The sequence below is a fragment of the Pedobacter kyungheensis genome, from assembly GCF_000812965.1.
In the GTDB taxonomy this organism is placed as follows: domain Bacteria; phylum Bacteroidota; class Bacteroidia; order Sphingobacteriales; family Sphingobacteriaceae; genus Pedobacter; species Pedobacter kyungheensis.
The window spans coordinates 22,551-43,989 of sequence record NZ_JSYN01000039.1 but is presented as its reverse complement, the minus strand read 5'-3'; the positions used below and the strand labels follow the sequence as shown (position 1 = coordinate 43,989).

At 38.6% G+C, this 21,439-nt stretch carries 18 protein-coding genes; 11 read left to right on the top strand and 7 right to left on the bottom strand.

Annotated elements, in window-relative coordinates; translation table 11 throughout:
* Window positions 1-107: 107 nt before the first annotated feature.
* The 4 genes from OC25_RS24530 to OC25_RS24515 form a co-directional block, all read right to left on the bottom strand.
* A complete protein-coding gene (locus tag OC25_RS24530; protein WP_039482308.1) occupies window positions 108-914 on the bottom strand; it encodes a M48 family metallopeptidase in 807 nt (268 codons plus the stop codon).
* A 169-nt stretch (window positions 915-1,083) separates the two neighbouring features.
* Complete coding sequence (plsY, locus tag OC25_RS24525) at window positions 1,084-1,731, bottom strand: glycerol-3-phosphate 1-O-acyltransferase PlsY (protein ID WP_039482305.1); 648 nt, start codon at window positions 1,729-1,731, stop codon at window positions 1,084-1,086.
* 49 nt (window positions 1,732-1,780) lie between these two features.
* A complete protein-coding gene (gene nadC / locus OC25_RS24520; protein ID WP_039482302.1) occupies window positions 1,781-2,623 on the bottom strand; it encodes a carboxylating nicotinate-nucleotide diphosphorylase in 843 nt (280 codons plus the stop codon).
* A gap of 96 nt (window positions 2,624-2,719) precedes the next feature.
* On the bottom strand, window positions 2,720-3,118 hold the full coding sequence (locus OC25_RS24515) for a DUF4783 domain-containing protein (protein WP_039482299.1): 399 nt from the start codon (window positions 3,116-3,118) through the stop codon (window positions 2,720-2,722).
* A 172-nt stretch (window positions 3,119-3,290) separates the two neighbouring features.
* Between OC25_RS24515 and gpmI the strand changes: the two genes are divergently transcribed.
* Complete coding sequence (gpmI, locus tag OC25_RS24510; RefSeq protein ID WP_039482297.1) at window positions 3,291-4,811, top strand: 2,3-bisphosphoglycerate-independent phosphoglycerate mutase; 1,521 nt, start codon at window positions 3,291-3,293, stop codon at window positions 4,809-4,811.
* Window positions 4,811-5,341 carry a hypothetical protein gene (locus OC25_RS24505; protein ID WP_039482292.1) on the top strand — a complete coding sequence of 177 codons (531 nt, stop codon included), beginning with the start codon at window positions 4,811-4,813 and terminating at the stop codon, window positions 5,339-5,341. Before gpmI ends, OC25_RS24505 begins: the two co-directional genes overlap by 1 nt.
* A gap of 53 nt (window positions 5,342-5,394) precedes the next feature.
* Here OC25_RS24505 and OC25_RS24500 read toward each other — a convergent pair whose 3' ends face one another.
* On the bottom strand, window positions 5,395-6,015 hold the full coding sequence (locus OC25_RS24500) for a tetratricopeptide repeat protein (RefSeq protein WP_039482289.1): 621 nt from the start codon (window positions 6,013-6,015) through the stop codon (window positions 5,395-5,397).
* A gap of 315 nt (window positions 6,016-6,330) precedes the next feature.
* On the opposite strand from OC25_RS24500, the gene lon reads away from it, so the two are divergent.
* Window positions 6,331-8,802, top strand: a complete 2,472-nt coding sequence (gene lon / locus OC25_RS24495; RefSeq protein WP_039482287.1) for an endopeptidase La — start codon at window positions 6,331-6,333, stop codon at window positions 8,800-8,802.
* A gap of 83 nt (window positions 8,803-8,885) precedes the next feature.
* Window positions 8,886-9,836 carry a lipid A deacylase LpxR family protein gene (locus tag OC25_RS24490; RefSeq protein WP_039482286.1) on the top strand — a complete coding sequence of 317 codons (951 nt, stop codon included), beginning with the start codon at window positions 8,886-8,888 and terminating at the stop codon, window positions 9,834-9,836.
* Between the two features lie 189 nt (window positions 9,837-10,025).
* On the opposite strand, the gene OC25_RS24485 is transcribed toward OC25_RS24490, so the two are convergent.
* Together OC25_RS24485 and arfB are read right to left on the bottom strand one after the other, a co-directional pair.
* On the bottom strand, window positions 10,026-11,060 hold the full coding sequence (locus OC25_RS24485) for an MAC/perforin domain-containing protein (RefSeq protein ID WP_039482284.1): 1,035 nt from the start codon (window positions 11,058-11,060) through the stop codon (window positions 10,026-10,028).
* Window positions 11,061-11,194: 134 nt separating this feature from the next.
* The gene (arfB, locus tag OC25_RS24480) at window positions 11,195-11,602 is read right to left on the bottom strand and encodes an alternative ribosome rescue aminoacyl-tRNA hydrolase ArfB (protein ID WP_039482281.1); all 408 of its coding nucleotides are present in this window, start codon (window positions 11,600-11,602) and stop codon (window positions 11,195-11,197) included.
* A 74-nt stretch (window positions 11,603-11,676) separates the two neighbouring features.
* Here arfB and cmk point away from each other — a divergent pair, with 74 nt between their 5' ends.
* The 7 genes from cmk to OC25_RS24445 all read left to right on the top strand — a co-directional run bounded on the left by cmk (window position 11,677) and on the right by OC25_RS24445 (window position 21,418).
* Window positions 11,677-12,357: a (d)CMP kinase gene (cmk, locus tag OC25_RS24475; RefSeq protein ID WP_039482277.1), complete on the top strand. Its 681-nt coding sequence runs from the start codon at window positions 11,677-11,679 to the stop codon at window positions 12,355-12,357.
* A 258-nt stretch (window positions 12,358-12,615) separates the two neighbouring features.
* Complete coding sequence (locus OC25_RS24470; RefSeq protein ID WP_245222148.1) at window positions 12,616-13,422, top strand: 3-keto-disaccharide hydrolase; 807 nt, start codon at window positions 12,616-12,618, stop codon at window positions 13,420-13,422.
* A gap of 60 nt (window positions 13,423-13,482) precedes the next feature.
* Entirely contained in the window at window positions 13,483-14,982 is a 1,500-nt protein-coding gene (locus OC25_RS27130; RefSeq protein ID WP_052266433.1) for a TPM domain-containing protein, read from the top strand.
* Between the two features lie 85 nt (window positions 14,983-15,067).
* On the top strand, window positions 15,068-15,724 hold the full coding sequence (gene lepB, locus OC25_RS24460; protein ID WP_039482269.1) for a signal peptidase I: 657 nt from the start codon (window positions 15,068-15,070) through the stop codon (window positions 15,722-15,724).
* A gap of 141 nt (window positions 15,725-15,865) precedes the next feature.
* Window positions 15,866-16,849, top strand: a complete 984-nt coding sequence (locus tag OC25_RS24455) for an SH3 domain-containing protein (protein WP_039482266.1) — start codon at window positions 15,866-15,868, stop codon at window positions 16,847-16,849.
* Between the two features lie 530 nt (window positions 16,850-17,379).
* On the top strand, window positions 17,380-19,314 hold the full coding sequence (rpsA, locus tag OC25_RS24450) for a 30S ribosomal protein S1 (RefSeq protein WP_039482263.1): 1,935 nt from the start codon (window positions 17,380-17,382) through the stop codon (window positions 19,312-19,314).
* Between the two features lie 430 nt (window positions 19,315-19,744).
* Window positions 19,745-21,418, top strand: a complete 1,674-nt coding sequence (locus OC25_RS24445) for a beta-N-acetylhexosaminidase (RefSeq protein ID WP_039482258.1) — start codon at window positions 19,745-19,747, stop codon at window positions 21,416-21,418.
* The last annotated feature ends 21 nt before the right edge of the window (window positions 21,419-21,439 follow it).

Here is a 21,439-nt window from a genome sequence, read left to right as displayed (position 1 = left end):
CTGAAATAAATCCGATAGCTATCGGATCAGCATGTGGATCAATGAAAAAGGTGGAAGTTTATGCTTCATGCTAAACCTTCCACCCTTTTTACCTTCTGCCTTCTACCTTATTTTTTGTAATACTGCTGTGCCTCTGGTAAATATTTCTGAATCTGTGCAATACGTGTTTCATCACTAGGGTGAGTGCTTAAAAACTCAGCTGGTTTTTGCGCTCCCGCAGAAGCTGAAGCCATCCGGTTCCAGAAAGCAGTAGCATTTTGCGGGTTATAACCAGCCATAGCCATAAAAATCAAACCTAAACGATCGGCCTCCAGCTCCTGGTTACGGCTAAATTTAAGCATGGCAACTGGAGTACCTACGCCGTAAAGTGTATTGAAAATAGATTGTGTTTTCGGATTTTTAGATAAAGCTACACCTGCAGCGGCACCAATTCCCTGTGCTACCATTTCCTGCGACATGCGCTCTGCCGAATGGCCGGCAATGGCGTGGGCAATTTCGTGCCCCATTACAGTAGCTAATCCGGCATCATCCTGTGTTACCGGCAAAATTCCGGTATAAACCACAATTTTACCTCCAGGCATACACCAGGCATTTTTTTCGTTGTTCTGAACCACATTTACTTCCCACTGGTAATCGGCAATTAAATTACCATAGTTATTGCTGTTCATGTACGATTTTACGGCGGTAATTAAACGGCTACCTACGGTTTTCACCTTTAAAGCCTGCGCATTGGATGCCGGTAAAACTGTCGATTTATTTTCAGTTAAAAAGGTATTATATGCTTGAAATGCCATAGGTAAAACCTGGTCGTTACTCACCAGATCAAACCGGCTACGACCGGTTAAAGGCACTGTAGAACAAGAGTTAAACAGTAAAACACCAGCTACGCTTGCTGTTAAAAATAACTTTTTCATTTCTTATCAATTTAGTTTTCTGGGTTATTAAACAATCATTACAGTCCCCGTTTAAAACAGGAGTGAGCATTGTTTCACAAAATCTTTTGTTAATGATATCAATCCCCTATTTGTAATATCCATATTAACAGGAATATTTAAAATAAGTTTTTGATTATGTATTTGTTAATTAATTAGCTTTCTTCTTAAACAAATACACTTTAGATTCTTTGCCCTTGAGCAATCTTTCGAGGTTTTTTTGGTGGGTAACTAAAATAAGTACACAAACAACCATTCCGTATAGTACTTCCGATTTAATGGAAACCTGAAACAGAAAAACTACACTGAGTGGAAAGGTAAAACCTGCGCAGATGGAGCTTAATGAAACATATTTCGTGATCAGCAATACAATTACAAAAACCAGAACGCAAAGCATAGATGCCTCGAAGTTAACTGCCAAAATCATTCCAAAAAGTGTGGCCACTCCTTTTCCTCCGCGAAAGCCGGCAAAAACAGGAAATAAATGCCCCATTACTGCAGTTACGCCCAGGGCAAGCTGATAATTAACAAATGGTGCAGAATTTTGTGGTCCGGTTACTGATAAACCGATGAGATAAGCCAGATTGGTTGCAGTATAACCTTTTGCAATATCGATAATCATTACCGCAATACCAGCTTTCTTACCCAATACCCTGAATGTATTGGTAGCGCCTGCATTACCGCTGCCATACTCTCTTACGTCAACGCCATAAAAGGCCTGACCGAGCCATACGGCTGTTGGTATCGATCCAAAAAGGTAAGCTAATAATAAAGCACTGAGCGAATAAACCGTAACCATAGCCTACAATGATACAAAAAATAAGCTTTTAATTTTAGCGCAAATCACTTTAGTACGCTTTTAAACTCATATCCAGGCTCTTTACCGAATGTGTAAGCGCGCCCATTGAAATAAAATCTACTCCGCATGCCGCATATTCGGCTACATTCTCTTCGGTAATACCACCTGATGCTTCAGTAGTGAATTTACCATCAATTAATGCTACTGCTGCCTTAAGGTTCTCAAAGCTAAAATTATCGAGCATAATACGGTCTACACCACCAATGGCTAAAACCTGTTTCAACTCATCTAAATTTCTTACTTCAATTTCTATCTGAAGTTTTTTATTTTGATCGGCAAGATATTGTTGAGCGGCCTTAATCGCATTCGAAATCCCACCAGCGTAATCAACATGGTTATCTTTAATCAAAATCATATCATAAAGACCAATGCGGTGATTAACACCTCCACCTATCCGCACTGCCCATTTTTCTAAATAACGCAGGCCAGGTGTGGTTTTTCGGGTATCTAAAATTTTGGTTTTAGTAGCCTTCAGTAAAGCAACAATGTGGTGGGTTTTAGTGGCAATGCCGCTCATGCGTTGCATACAGTTTAAGACCAGCCGTTCAGCAATCAGGATGGCGTGTGTACTTCCGGCAACGGTAAGGGCAATATCGCCAACTTTCACTGCGTCACCGTCGTGCAACAGCACTTCAACTTTTAATTCAGCATCTACTTCTTTAAAAATAGCAACAGCAAGTTCTACCCCCGCGAGTATACCATCTTCTTTAATAATCAGTTTTGCTTTTCCCTGTGTGCCCGAAGGAATGGTTGATAACGAAGTATGGTCGCCATCGCCAACATCTTCAGTAAGGGCATTTTTTATGAATTGATGTATAAGTTGAGTATCCAAAATGTAGATTTTAATGTCGCAAAAATAAGAATTATTTGTTAGCAGACAATTTACTGATGGATATAAAGATATTCCGAAGCCTTAGGTAACTGGTTTCTAGTCTTTCGCAGGTTCAATCCTCAACTCGGTTATCGAGAAACTGGTATTGAATTTCTTCATGGTAATAGAAACCCTGAAAGTTTCTTTGGCTGTATTTAAAATAACCACCCCAAAACGGTAATTGGGATTGGTATTAATTTTATGAAAAATACTTGTTTTGGTAGGTGGATGCTTGACAAAAAAATCTCTTAAAATCTGTTCACCCTGTGCTTTTGAGTATACATCTTCTTCATCAACAATAATTAATTCGATGGTAGAGGCGAAATTTTTGGCAATTTCTTTGGCATTGCCAGCCTTAAAATACGACGACAAATCATCAATAATATCAGCCTGAATGGCTGTAGGACGACATAATGATGATAAACTAAAGATTAATAAAAATAAGCTCCGGATCATTTCTGTATTTTATACAGAAGCCTACAGCTAAAATTATGCCATTAGCATATCAAAAAAAGGATTTCTTAATTTGTATAACATCCAATAAAGTTATATTTGTCCTATAAACAAAGCAATAGAACAGTTTTAAAATAGAAATGTTTTATTGCTGGTCAATAATTTTTAAATCAAGATGGTAAATAACAAAAAACTCGCACTTATAATTCTGGATGGTTGGGGCTACGGAAAACAAGATAAATCTGATGCAGCCTATGCTGCTAATACTCCTTTTTTCGATTCGTTATTACAAAATTATCCGAACTCAAAGCTTGAAGCATCTGGTGAGGCGGTAGGTTTACCAGCCGGACAAATGGGAAATTCGGAAGTTGGCCACATGAATTTAGGTGCCGGCCGTGTAGTTTACCAGGAACTGGGCAGAATAAACAAAGCCATTGCCGACCGCGAATTACACAATAGCCAGGTATTGGTAAATGCTTTTGATTATGCCAAAAAGAATAACAAAGCAGTTCATTTTATTGGTTTGGTATCTAATGGCGGTGTGCATGCCCATATCGAGCATTTAAAAGCCCTTTGCGATGCAGCAAACGAATCGAACGTAAAAAATTATGTTCACGCTTTCTTAGATGGTCGCGATACTGATCCGAACTCCGGCCTGGGTTTTATTACCGATTTACAAAACCATATTAAAAATACAGATACCAAACTAGCCTCTTTAATTGGCCGTTATTATGCAATGGACCGCGATAACCGTTGGGAGCGTGTTAAACAGGCTTACGATGTAATGGTTAATGGTGTTGGAGAAAAAACACAGGATGCTTTGGCTGCCATCAGAAAATCGTACGAAGAAAACATTACCGACGAGTTTTTAAAACCAGTGGTACTTACGCAGGATAACGGCGCTCCGGTAGCAACGATCCAGCCTGATGATGTGGTAATCTGTTTCAACTTCCGTACAGATAGGGGTCGCGAAATTACTACCGCCCTGACACAAAAAGATTTCCCTGAGCAGCAAATGCACAAACTGCCATTGTATTATGTAACCATGACTACCTACGATGAAAGTTTTGAAAAGGTAAATGTAATTTTCACTAAAGATGACCTGACCAAAACCATTGGTGAAGTTTTGGCCGATAACAATAAAAACCAGATCCGTATTGCCGAAACTGAAAAGTATCCACACGTTACTTTCTTTTTCTCAGGCGGCAGAGAAGCTGAATTTGCAAACGAAAAACGCATTTTAATCCCTTCGCCAAAAGTGGCTACCTACGACTTGCAACCAGAAATGAGCGCCGCAGGCATTACCGAGGCCATTACCAAAGAAATGGAAACCGGCTGGGCTGATTTTATTTGTTTAAATTTTGCAAATCCTGATATGGTGGGCCATACCGGTGTTTTCGAAGCCGTAGTAAAAGCAGTAGAAACTGCCGATAAATGTGCAGAAACTGTAGTAAAAACCGGATTGGCAAACGGATATTCTTTTATCCTCCTGGCAGATCATGGCAACTCTGAATATATGATTAATGGCGATGGCTCTGTGAACACTGCCCATACCACCAACCTGGTACCTTGTATCTTAATTGATAAAGATTACAAAGCCATTGCCGATGGTAAATTAGGCGACATTGCCCCTACCATTTTAAGGATTTTAGGTGTTGATATTCCGGCAGAAATGACTGGAAACGTTTTAGTATAATGACTAAAAAACTTTATATCGCGGTATTTGCCCTGGCATTGCTTTCCTGTAACCAACGGAAAGCTGCCGAAGCAAATACCGGTTTTTTATATTTTGATATTAAAGGCTATTTTGGAAAAGAAATAAGCCGGATGCAAAAACTCAATCCTACTGTACAAAAAACAGTAAGTGTGAATGGCGAAGCAGAGCATAAAGCAAGCCGCATTGCTGACTGGGAGAAAGAGCTGGCAATCTTTGTTAATGCCGACATCAATAAAACCTCATGGCGGGGAAGTTTTAAAATTAACCAGGAAAATGGTGCTGATGTTTACACTTCAGACAATAAAAAGATTCCGGTTAAAAAGGTTGTGGTTGAAAAAAGCGATGCACAAATTAATAAGGTTGAAATTATCATCGATAATAAAAATATCTTATTCCAAACACAGGATACACTTACCTACTACCCAGATAGTTTGTACCAGATTAAAAAACAACAAAAAATCAGGCTGTTAAACCTGAAAAAATACCTGATAGTTGGAAAATTGAAATAAAAAAAGGAGCCTTGAATTCAACCGAGGCTCCTTTTTACGTTTAGAAGGTCTTTTTATTTCAAGGTTGCAATCTGCGCCTTATCATAAGTTACCCAGTCAATAATATCTTTTCTAAGTGGTTGTAAAGTCAACACCTTCTGAAAATCGGCAATAGAGTTATTAAAAAGCGCAATACAAGCTGCTTTTTCATCTTTTTTCTTGGCTTTAAACGATTTAAAGATCGCATAATCTTTATAGGCTAAACCCCGGTTCTGAAACATTTGGGTATCTTCTTCCCCGTTAATTTCGATTGCTTTTGTAAAATCTTTGAGCGATGCCTGATAAAAATTATCGCGCATGGTGCTTAACGATTCTTTTGGATCGTTGGCAATTTTTAACCGGGCTATCCCACGATAATAAAAAGCCGAAACTTCATTGGGTTTTACCACCAGTAAGCGGCTATAAGTATCTATACACTTTTCATACTCCCGGTTCTGGAAATACGAATAACCAAGCATCTGTAATACATTAGCATTATCAGGAGTCTTGGCACTGGCTTTTTCCAATTGTGCAGCGGCTGTTTTATAATCACCTTTCATCATTGCCTGCATGCTTCTTTCGTAGTTACCCTGTGCAAAACTGCCTGTTGATGAAAAAATAATAAGTGCTAAAATCGCCTGTTTAAAATAGTCCATGTATGATTAATAAGTTTAACAATGATGACGCCTAATACAATATATAGGAGAAATTTTTTGCAATATAATCCTATTCTGATAATTTAAAAGTTTTAATTTCTTTTGTTCGCGCACAAAGTTCCCAAACATTAGCTTAAACGCAAAAAAATACATTATATGATATTGGCGGAAATATTTAAATTGCTCTGCCTTTTTAACATAACATTAATATAATTTTTACTTTGGCACAAGAGTTGAAATTGTTAACTTAATATAAAAATTAAACAAAGTGAATACGATTAAACTGCCAGTTTGTCGTTAGCGGAAAATGTGATAATGAGTAAACAAGATATATTTGATTTCCATACAGCTATGCCAATAATCAATGAAGATACAGAGTTTTTTCCCCTCATGTCTCAACAAGACGAGGACGAAATGAACAATGAGGAAACACCCGAAACATTGGCCATATTGCCTTTGCGAAACACCGTTTTATTTCCGGGAGTTGTAATTCCGATTACAGTTGGAAGGGATAAATCGATTAAATTAATTAAAGAAGCTTACAAGGGAAATAAAATTATTGGGGTAGTTTCTCAAAAAGATGTGTCGATTGAAGACCCGACTTTTGAGCAGCTAAACACCGTTGGTACTGTAGCAAACATCATTAAATTGCTGCAAATGCCAGATGGTAATACCACCGTAATTATACAGGGTAAGCAGCGTTTCAGCTTAATTGAAGAGGTTCAGAACGAACCTTATATTAAAGCTGTTGTTAAAAAATTCGAAGAGCAGAAACATAAAGCCGACAAAGAGTTTAAAACCCTCATCGCATCTATACGCGAAATGTCGGCTCAGATTATCCAGCTTTCACCAAATATTCCGAGTGAAGCCAGTATTGCGCTTAAAAACATCGAGAGCAATTCATTTTTGATCAATTTCATTTCATCGAACATGAATGCCGAAATGGCCGATAAGCAGAAAATCCTGGAAATGGATAAACTGCAGGAAAGAGCACAAAAAGTGATGGAGCTTTTAATGGTCGAACTGCAGATGCTGGAACTGAGAAACCAGATCCAATCTAAAGTACGTACCGATTTAGATAAGCAACAACGCGATTATTTCTTAAATCAACAGTTAAAAACCATTCAGGAAGAATTGGGTGGCAACTCTGCCGATTTGGAATTTGATGCTTTACAGGAAAGGGCCAAGAAGAAAAAATGGACCAAAGCCGTTGCTGCACACTTCGATAAAGAATTAGACAAACTGGGTAGAATGAACCCAGCAGCTCCCGATTATTCGGTACAGTTAAATTATTTAGAACTCCTTTTAGATTTACCGTGGAGCGAGTTTACCAAAGATAATTTTGATCTGAAAAGAGCACAGCGCATCCTGGATAAAGATCACTTTGGTTTAGAAAAAGTAAAACAGCGTATTATCGAATACTTGGCCGTACTGAAACTAAAACAGAACATGAAAGCCCCTATTTTATGTTTGGTTGGCCCTCCGGGAGTTGGTAAAACCTCATTGGGTAAATCAATTGCAAAAGCTTTAGGTCGTAAATACGTACGCATGGCTTTGGGTGGTATCCGCGATGAAGCAGAAATTCGTGGTCACCGTAAAACCTATATTGGCGCTATGCCGGGCCGTATTATTTCTTCGATCAAAAAAGCGGGTGCCGATAATCCTGTTTTCGTACTGGATGAGATTGATAAAGTTGGCACCGATCACCGCGGCGATCCGTCATCAGCTTTGCTTGAGGTTTTAGACCCTGAGCAAAACAATGCTTTCTACGATCATTATGTAGAAATGGATTACGATTTATCGAACATTCTGTTCATTGCTACCGCCAACTCTTTAAGCACCATACAACCTGCTTTGTTAGATCGTATGGAGATTATCGAAGTAAACGGATATACTATTGAAGAGAAAATTGAAATCGCTAAAAAATACCTCTTGCCTAAACAAAAAGAAAACCATGGCTTGCAAACCAAGGATATTAACCTGAAACCAGCGTTAATTGAGAAGGTTATTGAAGATTATACCAGGGAATCGGGTGTGCGTGGTTTAGAGAAAAAAATAGGTTCGATTGTTCGTGGCGTGGCCACAAAAATTGCCATGGAAGAAACTTACGACGCGAACTTAAATCCGGAAGACATAGAGCGTATTTTAGGTGCGCCCATTTACGATAAGGATTTATACGAAGGCAATGAGGTAGCTGGTGTGGTTACCGGCCTGGCCTGGACAAGTGTTGGCGGTGATATTTTATTTATTGAATCGAGCTTAAGTCCTGGAAAAGGCAAATTAACCCTAACCGGTAACCTGGGCGATGTAATGAAAGAATCGGCTGTAATTGCGCTAGCTTATTTACGCGCACATGCTGCCGAGTTTGGTATCGATTATAGCTTGTTTGATAACTGGGATGTACACGTACACGTTCCTGCAGGCGCTACGCCAAAAGACGGTCCTTCAGCAGGTGTTACCATGCTTACCGCCTTAACATCGGCCTTTACCCAACGTAAAGTAAAACAACACCTGGCCATGACAGGAGAAATTACACTACGGGGGAAAGTGCTTCCTGTAGGTGGCATTAAAGAAAAAATCCTCGCTGCCAAAAGGGCCAACATCAAAGAAATTATCCTTTGCAAAAGCAATCGCAAAGACATTTTAGAGATTAAGGAAAGTTATATCAAGGATCTGAAATTCCATTACGTAAGCGAAATGAGCGAAGTAATTGAATTGGCACTTACTAAAAACAAAGTAAAAAAGCCATTGGATTTAAGCGTAAAAGTTGCTTCGATTGTCAACTAATTTTTAATCTTTTGACAGAGAACGATTAAAAATCCAATTACAATAAATACTTTTATAGTCCCGGTAATTATCGGGACTTTTTTATGAAATCACTTTTATCTGCTATCGTTTTTTGTTTGGTTGTTTCAACCGGTTTTGCACAATCTTTCAAAAACGAATTTGGTTTTAAAACCGAAAACGATGCCTATCTGGCCACTTTAAACGACCGTTATTATACCAATGGATTATTTATTTATTTCCGCAGGGCAATAAATACCGAAAAATTAGCCGATAAGATCGAAAAGAAAACCTACGAAATTTCTGCCGGCCAAAAGATGTACACACCTTACTGGGGTCAGGTGCCGAATAAAGAAGATCAGGACCGACCATTTGCCGGTTATTTATATGCAGGCGCTGCTTACTCGGTATTTTACAAAAACGAGAGTGTTTTAAAAACCAGTGTAGAACTGGGTACAGTGGGTCCGAATTCGCTTGCACAAACAGCACAGCGTTTTTTGCATAAAACAGTCGGTTTTTACACACCAGCCGGCTGGGATTACCAGATCAGGAATGAAGTAGCCATAAATTTAGCTGCAAACTACAGCAAATTGCTTTTCAGACCAGAAGATCCGATTGTGGATATCAGCGCACAAGGTTATGCCAATTTAGGTACTACTTTTTCGGGTTTGGGGGCGTCAGTTTTATTCAGGGCGGGTAAAATCAATCAATTATTTAATAGCGCTTACCACAATGCGGTAATTGGTAATGCAAAAACCAAAAGCTTAAACAACTCTGAATTTTTCTTTTACATAAAACCGCAGCTCAATTTTGTAGCTTACGATGCCACCATTCAGGGCAGTCTGTTCAATAATGATAGTCCGCTAACTTTTGGGGTTAAACCCATTGTTTTCGAACAGCAGTTTGGGGTAAATTATAGTTCGAAAAGGTTTACTGCCGATTTTAATATCATCTTAAAAACCAAAGAGGTTAAAAGCGTAGCCAAAGCACAAAATTACGGTGGTTTAAGCTTGTATTACAGGTTTGGGAAAATATAATAAATTGCTGAATTGCGATATGGTAGAATTGTTAGTAACGACGCTTGTTGCTCGGGTTAATTACCATCGATTAATTGGTTAATTTGTTTAAACTGATTAAAACGTTTGAAAGACAAATTGCCAAAATACTTTTCTAACCTATAGGCTAATAAACAAAGAAGGGCGATTTTGATCGCCCTTCTTTGTTTATTAATTTTTCAACTTCACTGCTTTAGCAGCAAAATATTGTTCGATGTAGGCTTTTACCTCAGCTTTTTTTACCGAATCATTAATAAAGTTGTATATCGGAACCAAGCCATCATCTGAAGCTCCTATAAAACGTGCCTTATCTTCAGTAGTTGATGCAACCCAGTTATTCAGATTTAAAATCACCCTGTTATTTATGTTTTCGGGCTTTAATTTATTAATATCCCCACCTGTTGAAAGATAATAGATTTTTGCCGAAGCATTATCATTTAAATCGCGGAGTTTAGGTTCATCTAAATAACCGCTGGGCAAGCCAAATGTTCTTTTTAAGGTATAACGTAAGCCTTCCATAATAATCGCCCCTCTCCTTCCATTATCAGGTGCTTCTGCCTGATAAAGTACATCGAATTTAGACCCTATTTTGATATCGTTTAAAACATGAGTTCCATATTTCTCGACAAGTTGCTCAGCACTTAATAAAGCAATGTCCCGCTTAAAATCAGCTGTTAAAAAATTATTAACACGTTTTTGATCATCCCAAAAATTATATCTTTTCCAGATCATATAATAAGAATAGTATCCATAAACATATTTTTTATCGGTAATATCAGAGCCTGGAAATTTATCAATTGTATTCCCAAAAAGTTTCAGGCCATCAGTCGCTTCGTATAATCTTGAAAATTTTGCTGATAGGTCTGCTGCATTTTCAGCCTGAATAGTTGTCCAAGAGCCTTCAGTTCCTCTTGCAATGTTAACCATGTAACTCGCGCTCACATCATAAGCAGGAATGTCAACAACGCTTGCCCTTACAGAGGTTTCGTCATTAAATTTATCTGTAACATCATAGCCAAATCCCAAGTAATTAAATGTCTCGGATGGGGGATATAAAAGCTGGGGGTCTTTTGTTGCTCCATTAACCGTAAAGGCAATATCAGGTGATAATTTTTCTTCCGGGGAAGGATTTGGAGTTTCATCAGGATTTTTCTTGCAGGCGGCAAGTGTAGCCACAAGGGCTAAGGCTAAGATTGTTCTTTTCATTTGGTTTAATTTGTGTGTGTTACGGCGATATCAATTTTGATGCCATTTACACTACAAATCATTAAAGCGGATGGCTTTCCCGAACTACAAAGTAAAAACAACTAAACAAATAGTAACAAAAGACACTTAATGCATTAAAAATCAAACATTTTTCTGTTTTTCTTTTTTTCAGCTGTAGCCGCCTTATTTTTTAATCTATTTTCGATAACGCCTTTCGGAATTTTGGTAGGCTTTCTTTTTTTCTGAACAACCAATGCCCTTTTTAGCAGATCGAGTAGTTTGGCGATGGTTTTTTCTTTGTTGAGTAGCTGGCTCCTGTCTTCCTGCGAAACAATATGCAGCAAACCTTCGCTATCTAAACGGTTTTGCAACTTTTCTTTAAGCAGGGCTTTTTCTTCATCAGTAAAATACGCAAAGGTTTCGACATTAAATACCAGCTCTACTTTACTGGAAACCTTATTTACATTCTGCCCGCCTTTACCCCCGCTGCGTGAGGTTTTAAAAATGGCCGATCGTAAAATTTCTTCTCTGCTGGGTAACATGCGGCAAAAATATAAAGAATATCGATCTAAAAAAAGTTAGTAAACCCATCGGCTTTTTTTACCTTTGTAGCAGAATGAAGAAAAACTTGGTTATAGCTATTGATGGCTATTCATCTTGCGGAAAAAGCACCCTGGCAAAGGCATTGGCTAAAAAATTAGGTTTTATTTATGTAGATAGCGGGGCAATGTACCGTGCAGTTACCCTATATTTTCTACGGAACCACATTGATGTTAGCAACGACACACAAGTTGAAGATGCTTTACAGCATATCGAACTAAATTTTCATTCGCGCGATTACGAATCGCATATTACCCTCAACGGTGAAGAAGTTTCTGAAGAAATCCGTTTAATGCCTGTTTCTGAAAATGTAAGCGAGGTTTCTGCGCACCGCATTGTTCGCCATGAAATGGTAAAACAACAACAGCGCATGGGCAGATCGAAAAACATTGTAATGGATGGCCGCGATATCGGCACTACGGTTTTTCCGCATGCACCCGTAAAATTCTTCATGACCGCCGATCCAAAAATCAGGGCCGAGCGTCGCTTTAAAGAACTGGAAAGCAAGGGCAATAACGAAACCACTTTGGAAGAAGTTTTTGAAAACCTGGCCCACCGCGATTATGCCGATACTACCCGGAAAGAAAGTCCGCTGGTAAGAGCAGACGACGCCATTATTTTAGACAATACCGATTTAACCCAGGAAGAGCAATTAACTTTTGCACTATACCATGTAGAACCTTTTTTGGTTCAATAGTTCATTTGTTCACTGGTCATTGGTTAGCATGGTGGTTCATGGTCAATAGTTAATAGCCTGATCCAACTGAGTACTGCCAACTGAAAACTGTTAACTAGTCAATAGCTCATTGCTTCATTAGTTAGCACGTTCAGAAAAAAAATTCCGTGATAATCTGTGCTTCCGTGGCTGAATATTAGTGCGTTTGCTATTAGAAAAAAATTCATATTTTTAGCACCTAACCCAAATGCAAATATGAAATTAAGATCAATGTGCCTTATGGCATTAGTATTATTCACCGCCACTTTAAGCGCCAATGCCCAAAAAGGCTGGATTAACCTATTCAACGGAAAGGATTTAAAAGACTGGAACGTTAAAATTTCCAAACACGATTACAAAGAAAATTATGCCAATACCTTCCGTGTTGAAGATGGTTTAATGAAGGTAAGTTATGATGGCTACAAAGAATTCGACGATCAGTATGGCCATATCTTTTACAAAAAACCTTTTTCGGCTTATCTTTTAAAAGTTACGTATCGCTTTGTTGGTGATCAGGCTAAAGGTGGTCCGGGATGGGCCTACCGCAATAGTGGTGCGATGTTACACTGCCAGGATCCGGCTACCATGCTGAAAAACCAGGATTTCCCCATCTCTATAGAAGGACAAATTTTAGGTGGCGATGGTGAACACGAACGCCACACCAGCAATGTTTGTACTCCTGGTACCTTAATAAACTATAATGGTAAATTGTTTACTCCACACTGTTTAGATTCTAAGTCGAAAACCTATGCAGGCGACCAATGGGTAACTGCCGAGTTTTTAGTTTTAGGCGATTCGGTAATTAAACACATTATTGGCGGTGAAGTAGTTTTAGAATACACCAAACCGCAAATTGGTGGCGGCAGCGTTTCTAATTACGATCCAAAAGTTAAAGTTGATGGTAAACCACTAACCTCGGGCTATATTTCTTTACAAAGCGAGAGCCACCCGATCCATTTCAAATCGGTACAACTTTATGATTTAGAACCATACATGAAAGATAAAGCAAAACTGGATAAGGTGCTTGCAAAAATTTTAAAAGAGTAAACCATATTGGCATCTGTTTGTTAAATGATGGCGCAATAATTTTACAACTAAATTAATACGATGCTCAAGAACCATTTAATCAAACATTTTGCCCTTTTACTTTTTCTTTTCCTGTCCAATGTTGCCCTTGCGCAAACAGCCTATCAGGTAAAAGATATTCCCGATCCAAAAAATAACGGTGGTGGCTACGTTAGCGATCCCGACAACATTTTAGGCAGTGGTACTGTTGCAACATTAAACAGTACCATTGCCGATTTCGAAGCAAAAACCAATGTTCAGGTTGCTGTGGTTGTTGTTAACGATTTCGACCACGACAAAGAAGATTTCGACTTTGCTTACGAGCTGTTCCAGTACTGGGGTATTGGACAAAAAACAAGCAACAATGGCCTCCTCCTATTTATAGCCAAAGACCGCCGAAAGTATCGTTTTATAACCGGTACAGGAACCGAAGGTGTTCTGCCTGATGTTACGCTTAAGCACATTGCCCAAGATAACCTGGTGCCCGCTTTTAGAGAAAATGATTTTAGCACGGGTATTACCAACACTATTAACGCCATTGGCGAAATTATTTTAAACCCGAATAATAAACAGGAACTTAATCAGCTTTTTACACAGCGTGAAAGCAGTTCGCCCTTCCAAAATTTTTGGCTGCCTTCTCTGATCATCATCCTGGCTTTTGTTGGGGTATTTAAAATTGTAAACCGGCAGGCCAAAACCGCCTTTAACCTGAAAAGCCTGAATAAGCAAGAAAACAATTACGATAAAACCATAGCAAAAGGCTGTATCGGCATATTCTTTTTTGTTTTCATTTCCGTATTTGTTGTGGTTTTTACCGATAGTTTTGAACTGTTCAGCAAAATTAAGCTGGCGCATATACCTTATATTCTTTTTGGTGTTTTAGCCATTGCACTTTTCTTCAGGTACCTGTTTTATATTGCTACGATACGAAAAGCGCATCAGGATGATGAAAACTTTTTTGATGCAGTTGTAGCATTTCACAAGAAAAACTGGTGGTTAATATTGTTCTCTCCGATTATACTAATTGCAATGATTGTTCACTTGATTAAACGGGTAAAAACCATCGATCGTTTTAAACCTGTTTTAGATAGCCAAAACAATGCAATGGTACGCGTTGACCGCGATATTAATATTGAAGGAGAACCTTTTTTAAGCAAAGGACAGCGCAAAGAAGAAGTAATACAGGCATACGATTATGATATTTGGGAAAGTACCGACCATAAAGAACACCTGATTAAATGCTGGCCCGCCGAAGCCTACAACAGCTATACCGAATGTCCTTCGTGCAATTTCAGAACCTATAAACTGAACAAAAAAGTAACGGTTAAAGCAGCAACTTATAGTCATGAAGGGCAGGCCAAACTGATCAATGAATGCAGCTTTTGTAAGCGCGAAGAATTTATCAAATGGATTACACTGGCCATGCTGGTCGAATCGAGTTCATCCTCAGGTTCCTCTTCTGGCAGCAGCAGTTCTTCATCTTCATCGAGTAGCTGGGGCGGTGGCAGCAGCAGTGGCGGCGGTACAGGGGGTAGCTGGTAGGTGAGCCTAATTTTAATAAATTTCCGGATATAAATTGATAAAATAATAATTACTTTGTCGTTTTAATTTTTAGCGCTTTTCAAACATGAAAAAAGTAATTTTTATCTGTGCAGGTTTCTTTATACTCTTAGTGTGCGTATGGATCGGCATCAGGTCTTTTGGAGTATTTAATACCTATAAAAATGTTTCATCTGCCAACGAACCAAATATTGCTGTTGGCCAGCTTGTAATGGCCTCAAATTTAAAGGAAGCAAAAAAAGACGATCATATTGTCGCAAATGTAAATGGAGAGCGCTGCATTTATAGGCTGTGTGCATTCCCGGGGGATCGTGTTGAAATAAAAAAAGGTGAAATTTATTTAAATGGCAAAATAATGCCACAAAATTACGACACCAAACACAGCTATAATTTTAGTAACAAAATGTACGATGACCTGATCAGTTCAGGTAAGATAAGAGCTGGGGAGAATCTTTATAAGATCGGTGATGAAGTATATTGTGAACTCGTTGATGCTGAAGCTAAAAAAGCAAACATTTATCAAAACAGAACTGTAGCGATACCTGCACACCGCGATGAAGGTATTGAGAACCAATGGAAAAATAGGTGGAATGCAGATAATTTTGGTCCTGTGATTGTTCCAAAAGACAGTTTTTTCGTACTTGGCGACAACAGAAACAATGCAAGAGACTCCAGATACATTGGTTTTATCAAAAAAAGTGATTTATTGGCTGTAGTTTTGTAAATAACGGACATTTGCAGGCTTTTTTAAACTCACACTCCTGCCTATTAAAAGTATTTCCTAATTTTGGAGCACTTAGCACGATGTTTGCTCTTAATGCCGTGCAATAAATTTATTAAACTGCTTTGCGCAAACCCAATACCTATGACCAGAACCTTATTCCTGTTTTTTGCCCTTTTTATGCTCTCGCTAACGGTTAATGCACAAGATATGTACCGTGTTACTGCTGATAAATTACGCGTTAGGGCAACAAAAGATTCGAAAAGCAAGGTGATCGGCTCGATCTCTCAAAATGAAAAGGTGGCGGTTTTAGATGCCAGCGATGCTAAATTTTACAAGGTAAAATTAAAAAATGGTGAGGGCTGGGCAAGTAAAGATTTTTTAGCGAAAATTGCCCCGGCAGCTCAACCTGCAACACCTGTAGCCACTACCGCCACACCAAATACGCAAACACCAACAACAGCGGGCAGTGAAGACATGTACCGGGTAACAGCCGATGATTTGCGCGTTCGCGAAAAGGCTGATGCCAACAGTAAAATTGTGGGCTACCTGCCCAAAAACGAAAACGTGGCTGTGATCGATTCATCGAACACGACTTTCTATAAAATTAAGGTAACCAATGGTGAAGGTTGGGTAAGTAAAGAATTTTTGGTGCGGATTTCGCCAGCAAAGGCTCCGGTACAAAAAACTACTATTGCAGCCTCGGTACCACAATCAAGCAAAGATTATTCGGGCATTATTTTTATTGCCGTAGTGGCAGTTATTTTGTTTGCCATTTTATACTTCTCGCTTAAATATGCCAGTGGTAATAAATTTATCATTGGTTTCTCGGTAATCGTTATTTTGGTGGTGGGTTATTTTTGCTACATCACTTTTGTAGCCGAAAAAATAGTTACAGGTACATTTGCCAGCAGCGAAGACATCCAGTATAAATCGTTCAATTTTAAATCGAAAGATTCGGTTACGGTGAGCGATGCCTACAATGATTCTATTTTCACCTCTAAATATGTGATTGATGGCGATATGATTAAATTATACGATCAGCAAAACACGATCATGCTATTGATCAGAGATGAACAAACGTTGATTGGCGAAGGTTTTACGCGGGGAACATTTACGAAAAAATAAATCTAAACCATAATCGACTTAATGGGAAAACACGTACATTTCTGTGCTACCTGTGATTCGTCCCACCGGGACGACTTATCAACAAACAAGTGCGACAAATTTTAAAAGCCCGTCCCGGAGAGACGGCTGCCAGGTAGCCAAATAATTTATTATTGGCGTTTGGTAGATTTTGAGCACAAGCCCTCGTTTTTAAACCCGATAGAGCGGAATAGCCCGGAGCGCAGTGAGGACTATAAGCGATAGCGGGGCTGCATTTACCGAAGCATTGCTGCCCGTTCATTTTCAGATAATTGGTTTCATTTTTTAAAAAAATGTCAGAGATGCTGAAATACCCGCCTGAATGTAAGGGCAGGAATTCAGCATGACGTTCGTAGTTAAGCGAGTGTTTTGGATTAAAAAGGTCTATTATGGTTTAGTTAATTCTTAAATAGCTTAAAATCAGCTATATTTATTAAAAAAAACTTTTCCATAATTAAAAAAAGTATTACCTTTGCAATCCCTAAATAGGGAAAAAAGGAGATAATTAATTAATGGCTAAAAAACAAGTAGCAGAAAAAGAATTAGCAGCTAAAACAGCTGAACTTCAGGGAGAAGGCGGACGCCTGACTGAAAAAGAAACTATTGAATCAGAAGCTGATTCAGTTTCGATCGAATCGATCAAATCATCATTAGCAACACCAAGCGAAGATTTCGACTGGGATGCAGATGAAAAAGTTTTTGGTAACTACAATGAAGCAGACCGTAAAAAGTTTGAAGATATGTATGCCGGAACATTCAACCAGATCACTAAAGGTGAAATCATCAGCGGTATCGTTGTTTCAATCAACAACAAAGACGTAGTATTAAACGTAGGTTTCAAATCAGACGGTTTAGTTTCTACTTCTGAGTTCCGTGATACACCAGATCTAAAAATCGGCGATTCAGTTGACGTATTCGTTGAAGCACCAGAAGATGCTAACGGTCAATTGATCCTTTCTCGCAAAAGAGCTAAAACCCAAAGATCATGGGAAGCAATTAACGAGGCACTTGAGAACGACAGAATCATCAACGGTTTCGTTAAGAGCCGTACTAAAGGTGGTTTAATTGTTGATATCATGGGTGTTGAGGCTTTCTTACCAGGATCTCAAATTGATATTAAACCTATCCGCGATTACGATGTATACGTGGGTAAAACAATGGAATTCAAAGTTGTTAAAATTAACCACGAGTTTAAAAACGTAGTAGTTTCTCACAAAGTGTTAATTGAAGACGATTTAGAATCACAAAAAGTAGAAATCGTTTCTAAATTAGAAAAAGGTCAGGTATTAGAAGGTACTGTTAAAAACATTACTGATTTCGGTGTATTCATCGATCTAGGTGGTGTTGATGGTTTACTTCACATTACTGACATTTCTTGGGGCCGCATAGAGCATCCGAAAGAAGTATTATCATTAGATGAAAAAATCAACGTGGTTGTTTTAGATTTCGATGATGAGAAAAAACGTATCGCTTTAGGCTTGAAACAATTAACTCCACACCCTTGGGAGAACTTAAGTGCTGACATTCAGGTTGGTTCTAAAGTAAAAGGAAAAATCGTAACTGTTGCAGATTACGGTGCTTTCTTAGAAATCATCCCTGGTGTTGAAGGTTTAATCCACGTTTCTGAAATGAGCTGGTCGCAAAACTTAAGAAACCCACAAGAATTCTTAAAAGTTGGTGATGAGATCGAAGCTGAAGTTTTAACTTTAGACAGAGACGAGCGCAAAATGAGCTTAGGTATTAAACAATTATCTAACGATCCATGGCAAGAAGTTGCTGCTAAATTCCCTGTTGGAAGCAAGCACAAAGCAACTGTTAAAAACATGACTAACTTCGGTGTATTTGTTGAAATCGAAGAAGGTATTGATGGTTTAATCCACATTTCTGACTTATCATGGTCTAAAAAAGTTAACCACCCTAACGAATTCACTAAAGTTGGTGATGTATTAGACGTAGTTGTTTTAGAATTAGACGTTGATAACCGTAAATTAAGCTTAGGTCACAAACAATTAGAAGAAAACCCTTGGGATACTTTCGAAACGATCTTCACTTTAGATTCGGTTCACCAGGGTACTGTTGTTAAAGTAACTGATAAAGGTGCTGTTATTGCTTTACCTTATGGCGTAGAAGGTTTCGTACCAACTAAACACATGGTTAAAGAAGATGGTACTTCAGTTAAAGCTGAAGAAACCAATGACTTCAAAATCATTGAATTCAACAAAGAAGCAAAACGTATCGTAGTATCTCACGCCCGTATCTGGGAAGAGGTTAAAGCTGAAGCTGTAGCAGAAGAAAGAAATGCTAAGAAAAAAGAAGCTAAAGCTGCTGTAACTGCGGTTAAAAAAGTTAAAGATTCTGTAGAGAAATCTACTTTAGGAGACTTAGACGTATTGGCTCAATTGAAATCGCAATTAGAAGGCGAAGAAAGCAAAGCTAAAAAAGGCTAGTTCTTTTTAACTGAAATATTAATCCCGATAGCGAAAGTTATCGGGATTTTTTTTGCCCAATCCTGTAAGGTTTTTAAAACCTTACAGGATTATTTTTTACCCTACAACCTATACCAGGCAGCAACGAAAATACGGAGTGCACAGATTTTCTTGATGAATCGTCATTGCAAGAAGGCTTTTTCAGCCGACAGCCTGCCCCGTTTTTCGGGGAAACAAACTTATATTTTCTTAGATTCCTTATATGGTCAAATATTATTAGAAAACGAAAGTAACTGCTTATCGGTAACTACAGCCCCGCTATCCTTCCTGCCGTGAAAAACGGCATCCATCCTATCGGGTTTATGTAACATAAGTAATTCGTTCTACCATCCTATTCCCGGCATCCGCCAATTATCACTACTTTTGAAAAGCGTAACCTAGCCTTTTCAGCATGAAAAAAATTATCTTTTTATTTCTGGTCCTTATTTCGTTCAAAGTTTCTGCTCAGGAGATTAACATTATCCCGCAGCCCGTACAATTAAGACCAGGACTTTACCCAACTGATAAATTTAAAATTGATAATCAGACTATTATTTTCATAACGGATGATAAAGCGATGAATTCTGCTACATTGTTAGCAGAATATTTATTTAAACATTACAAACTCAATCTTAAAATAAGTAATACTGCAGGAGACGGAAATAAAAACAGTATTAAACTTGTATTATCTGATCAATTGTATGAAAACCCAAACAAATACTTTGTATCGGTACTTTCCACAACGCTAAATGCAGGAGCATCTTCAGAACAGGGTTTATTTTATGCAGTTCAAAGCATTATCCAACTATTACCTGTAACAACTTCGGATGAACTCTTCATCCCTTCTGTTGATATTATAGATTATCCCCGCTTCGACTACCGCGGCATGCACCTCGATGTAAGCCGTCATTTTTTTGATGTAGCCTTTATCAAACAATACATCGATTACCTGGCCCTGCATAAAATGAATTATTTCCACTGGCATTTAACCGATGATCATGGCTGGCGGATTGAAATCAAAAAATATCCTAAACTAACCGAAATTGGTGCCTGGCGTAACGGCAGCATTATTGGTTTATGGCCCGGAAAAGGCAACGAAAATATTAAATACCAGGTACTACCCAACGAAATTAAAATTACGCCAAAAGATGCTGTAATTAAAACTGATGGCATTCGTCATGGCGGCTTTTACACACAGGAACAAATTAAAGAAGTGATTGATTATGCCGCTAAACGTTATATTACCATTATTCCCGAAATTGAGATGCCTGCGCACAGCATGGCTTTACTGGCAGCCTATCCGGAATTAGGCACCGAACCCAACAAAAAGTACACAGTTGCCGAAACCTGGGGCATGATGAACAAATACAACAATGTACTGCAGGCTTCTGATACTACTTTTAAGTTTTTAGAAAATGTTTTAACAGAGGTAATGGCCTTATTCCCCTCCCCTTATATCCACATTGGTGGCGATGAGGCTTCTAAAGTATGGTGGAAACAATCGGCAGTTTCACAGCAGGTAATGAAGGCCAACGACTTAAAAACCGAGAGTGAACTGCAAAGTTATTTTATCCGCAGGATGGAGAAATTTGTAAACAGCAAAGGAAAAACCATCATCGGCTGGAACGAAATTTTACAGGGCGGCTTGGCACCAAATGCAGTGGTAATGAGCTGGCAGGGCGAAAAAGGTGGCATAGAAGCTGCAAAGCAAAACCACAAAGCCATTATGACCCCTGAAAATAAAATGTACTTTAATCACGGTCAGTTTGTAAAAGAAGATAGTTTAACCGCAAGTACCCCATCACTCCTGGCTGATGTGTACAACTATGAACCTGTGCCGGCAGAATTAAATGGCGAGCAGGCCAAATACATTTGGGGTGCACAGGGCTGCTTGTGGAGCGAATACATTACGAACCCCGCTAAAGTACAGTACCAGCTTTTTCCACGCCTGGATGCCTTAAGCGAAGTGTTGTGGAGCCCGAAAGAAAAACGAAATTATCCTGATTTCCAAAAACGCCTGAAAGCACAGTTTCAACGCTACGATTTGATGGGCATTACCTACTCAAAAAGATACCTTGCAAATTAATTTTATCTGGCTGTAATTTTT

Coding starts and splice junctions, on each gene's coding strand:
- OC25_RS24530 (WP_039482308.1), bottom strand. CDS start 914: ATGAAAAAGTTATTTTTAACAGCAAGCGTAGCTGGTGTTTTACTGTTT.
- plsY (WP_039482305.1), bottom strand. CDS start 1,731: ATGGTTACGGTTTATTCGCTCAGTGCTTTATTATTAGCTTACCTTTTT.
- OC25_RS24515 (WP_039482299.1), bottom strand. CDS start 3,118: ATGATCCGGAGCTTATTTTTATTAATCTTTAGTTTATCATCATTATGT.
- gpmI (WP_039482297.1), top strand. CDS start 3,291: ATGGTAAATAACAAAAAACTCGCACTTATAATTCTGGATGGTTGGGGC.
- OC25_RS24505 (WP_039482292.1), top strand. CDS start 4,811: ATGACTAAAAAACTTTATATCGCGGTATTTGCCCTGGCATTGCTTTCC.
- OC25_RS24500 (WP_039482289.1), bottom strand. CDS start 6,015: ATGGACTATTTTAAACAGGCGATTTTAGCACTTATTATTTTTTCATCA.
- lon (WP_039482287.1), top strand. CDS start 6,331: ATGAGTAAACAAGATATATTTGATTTCCATACAGCTATGCCAATAATC.
- OC25_RS24490 (WP_039482286.1), top strand. CDS start 8,886: ATGAAATCACTTTTATCTGCTATCGTTTTTTGTTTGGTTGTTTCAACC.
- OC25_RS24485 (WP_039482284.1), bottom strand. CDS start 11,060: ATGAAAAGAACAATCTTAGCCTTAGCCCTTGTGGCTACACTTGCCGCC.
- arfB (WP_039482281.1), bottom strand. CDS start 11,602: ATGTTACCCAGCAGAGAAGAAATTTTACGATCGGCCATTTTTAAAACC.
- cmk (WP_039482277.1), top strand. CDS start 11,677: ATGAAGAAAAACTTGGTTATAGCTATTGATGGCTATTCATCTTGCGGA.
- OC25_RS24470 (WP_245222148.1), top strand. CDS start 12,616: ATGGCATTAGTATTATTCACCGCCACTTTAAGCGCCAATGCCCAAAAA.
- OC25_RS27130 (WP_052266433.1), top strand. CDS start 13,483: ATGCTCAAGAACCATTTAATCAAACATTTTGCCCTTTTACTTTTTCTT.
- lepB (WP_039482269.1), top strand. CDS start 15,068: ATGAAAAAAGTAATTTTTATCTGTGCAGGTTTCTTTATACTCTTAGTG.
- OC25_RS24455 (WP_039482266.1), top strand. CDS start 15,866: ATGACCAGAACCTTATTCCTGTTTTTTGCCCTTTTTATGCTCTCGCTA.
- rpsA (WP_039482263.1), top strand. CDS start 17,380: ATGGCTAAAAAACAAGTAGCAGAAAAAGAATTAGCAGCTAAAACAGCT.
- OC25_RS24445 (WP_039482258.1), top strand. CDS start 19,745: ATGAAAAAAATTATCTTTTTATTTCTGGTCCTTATTTCGTTCAAAGTT.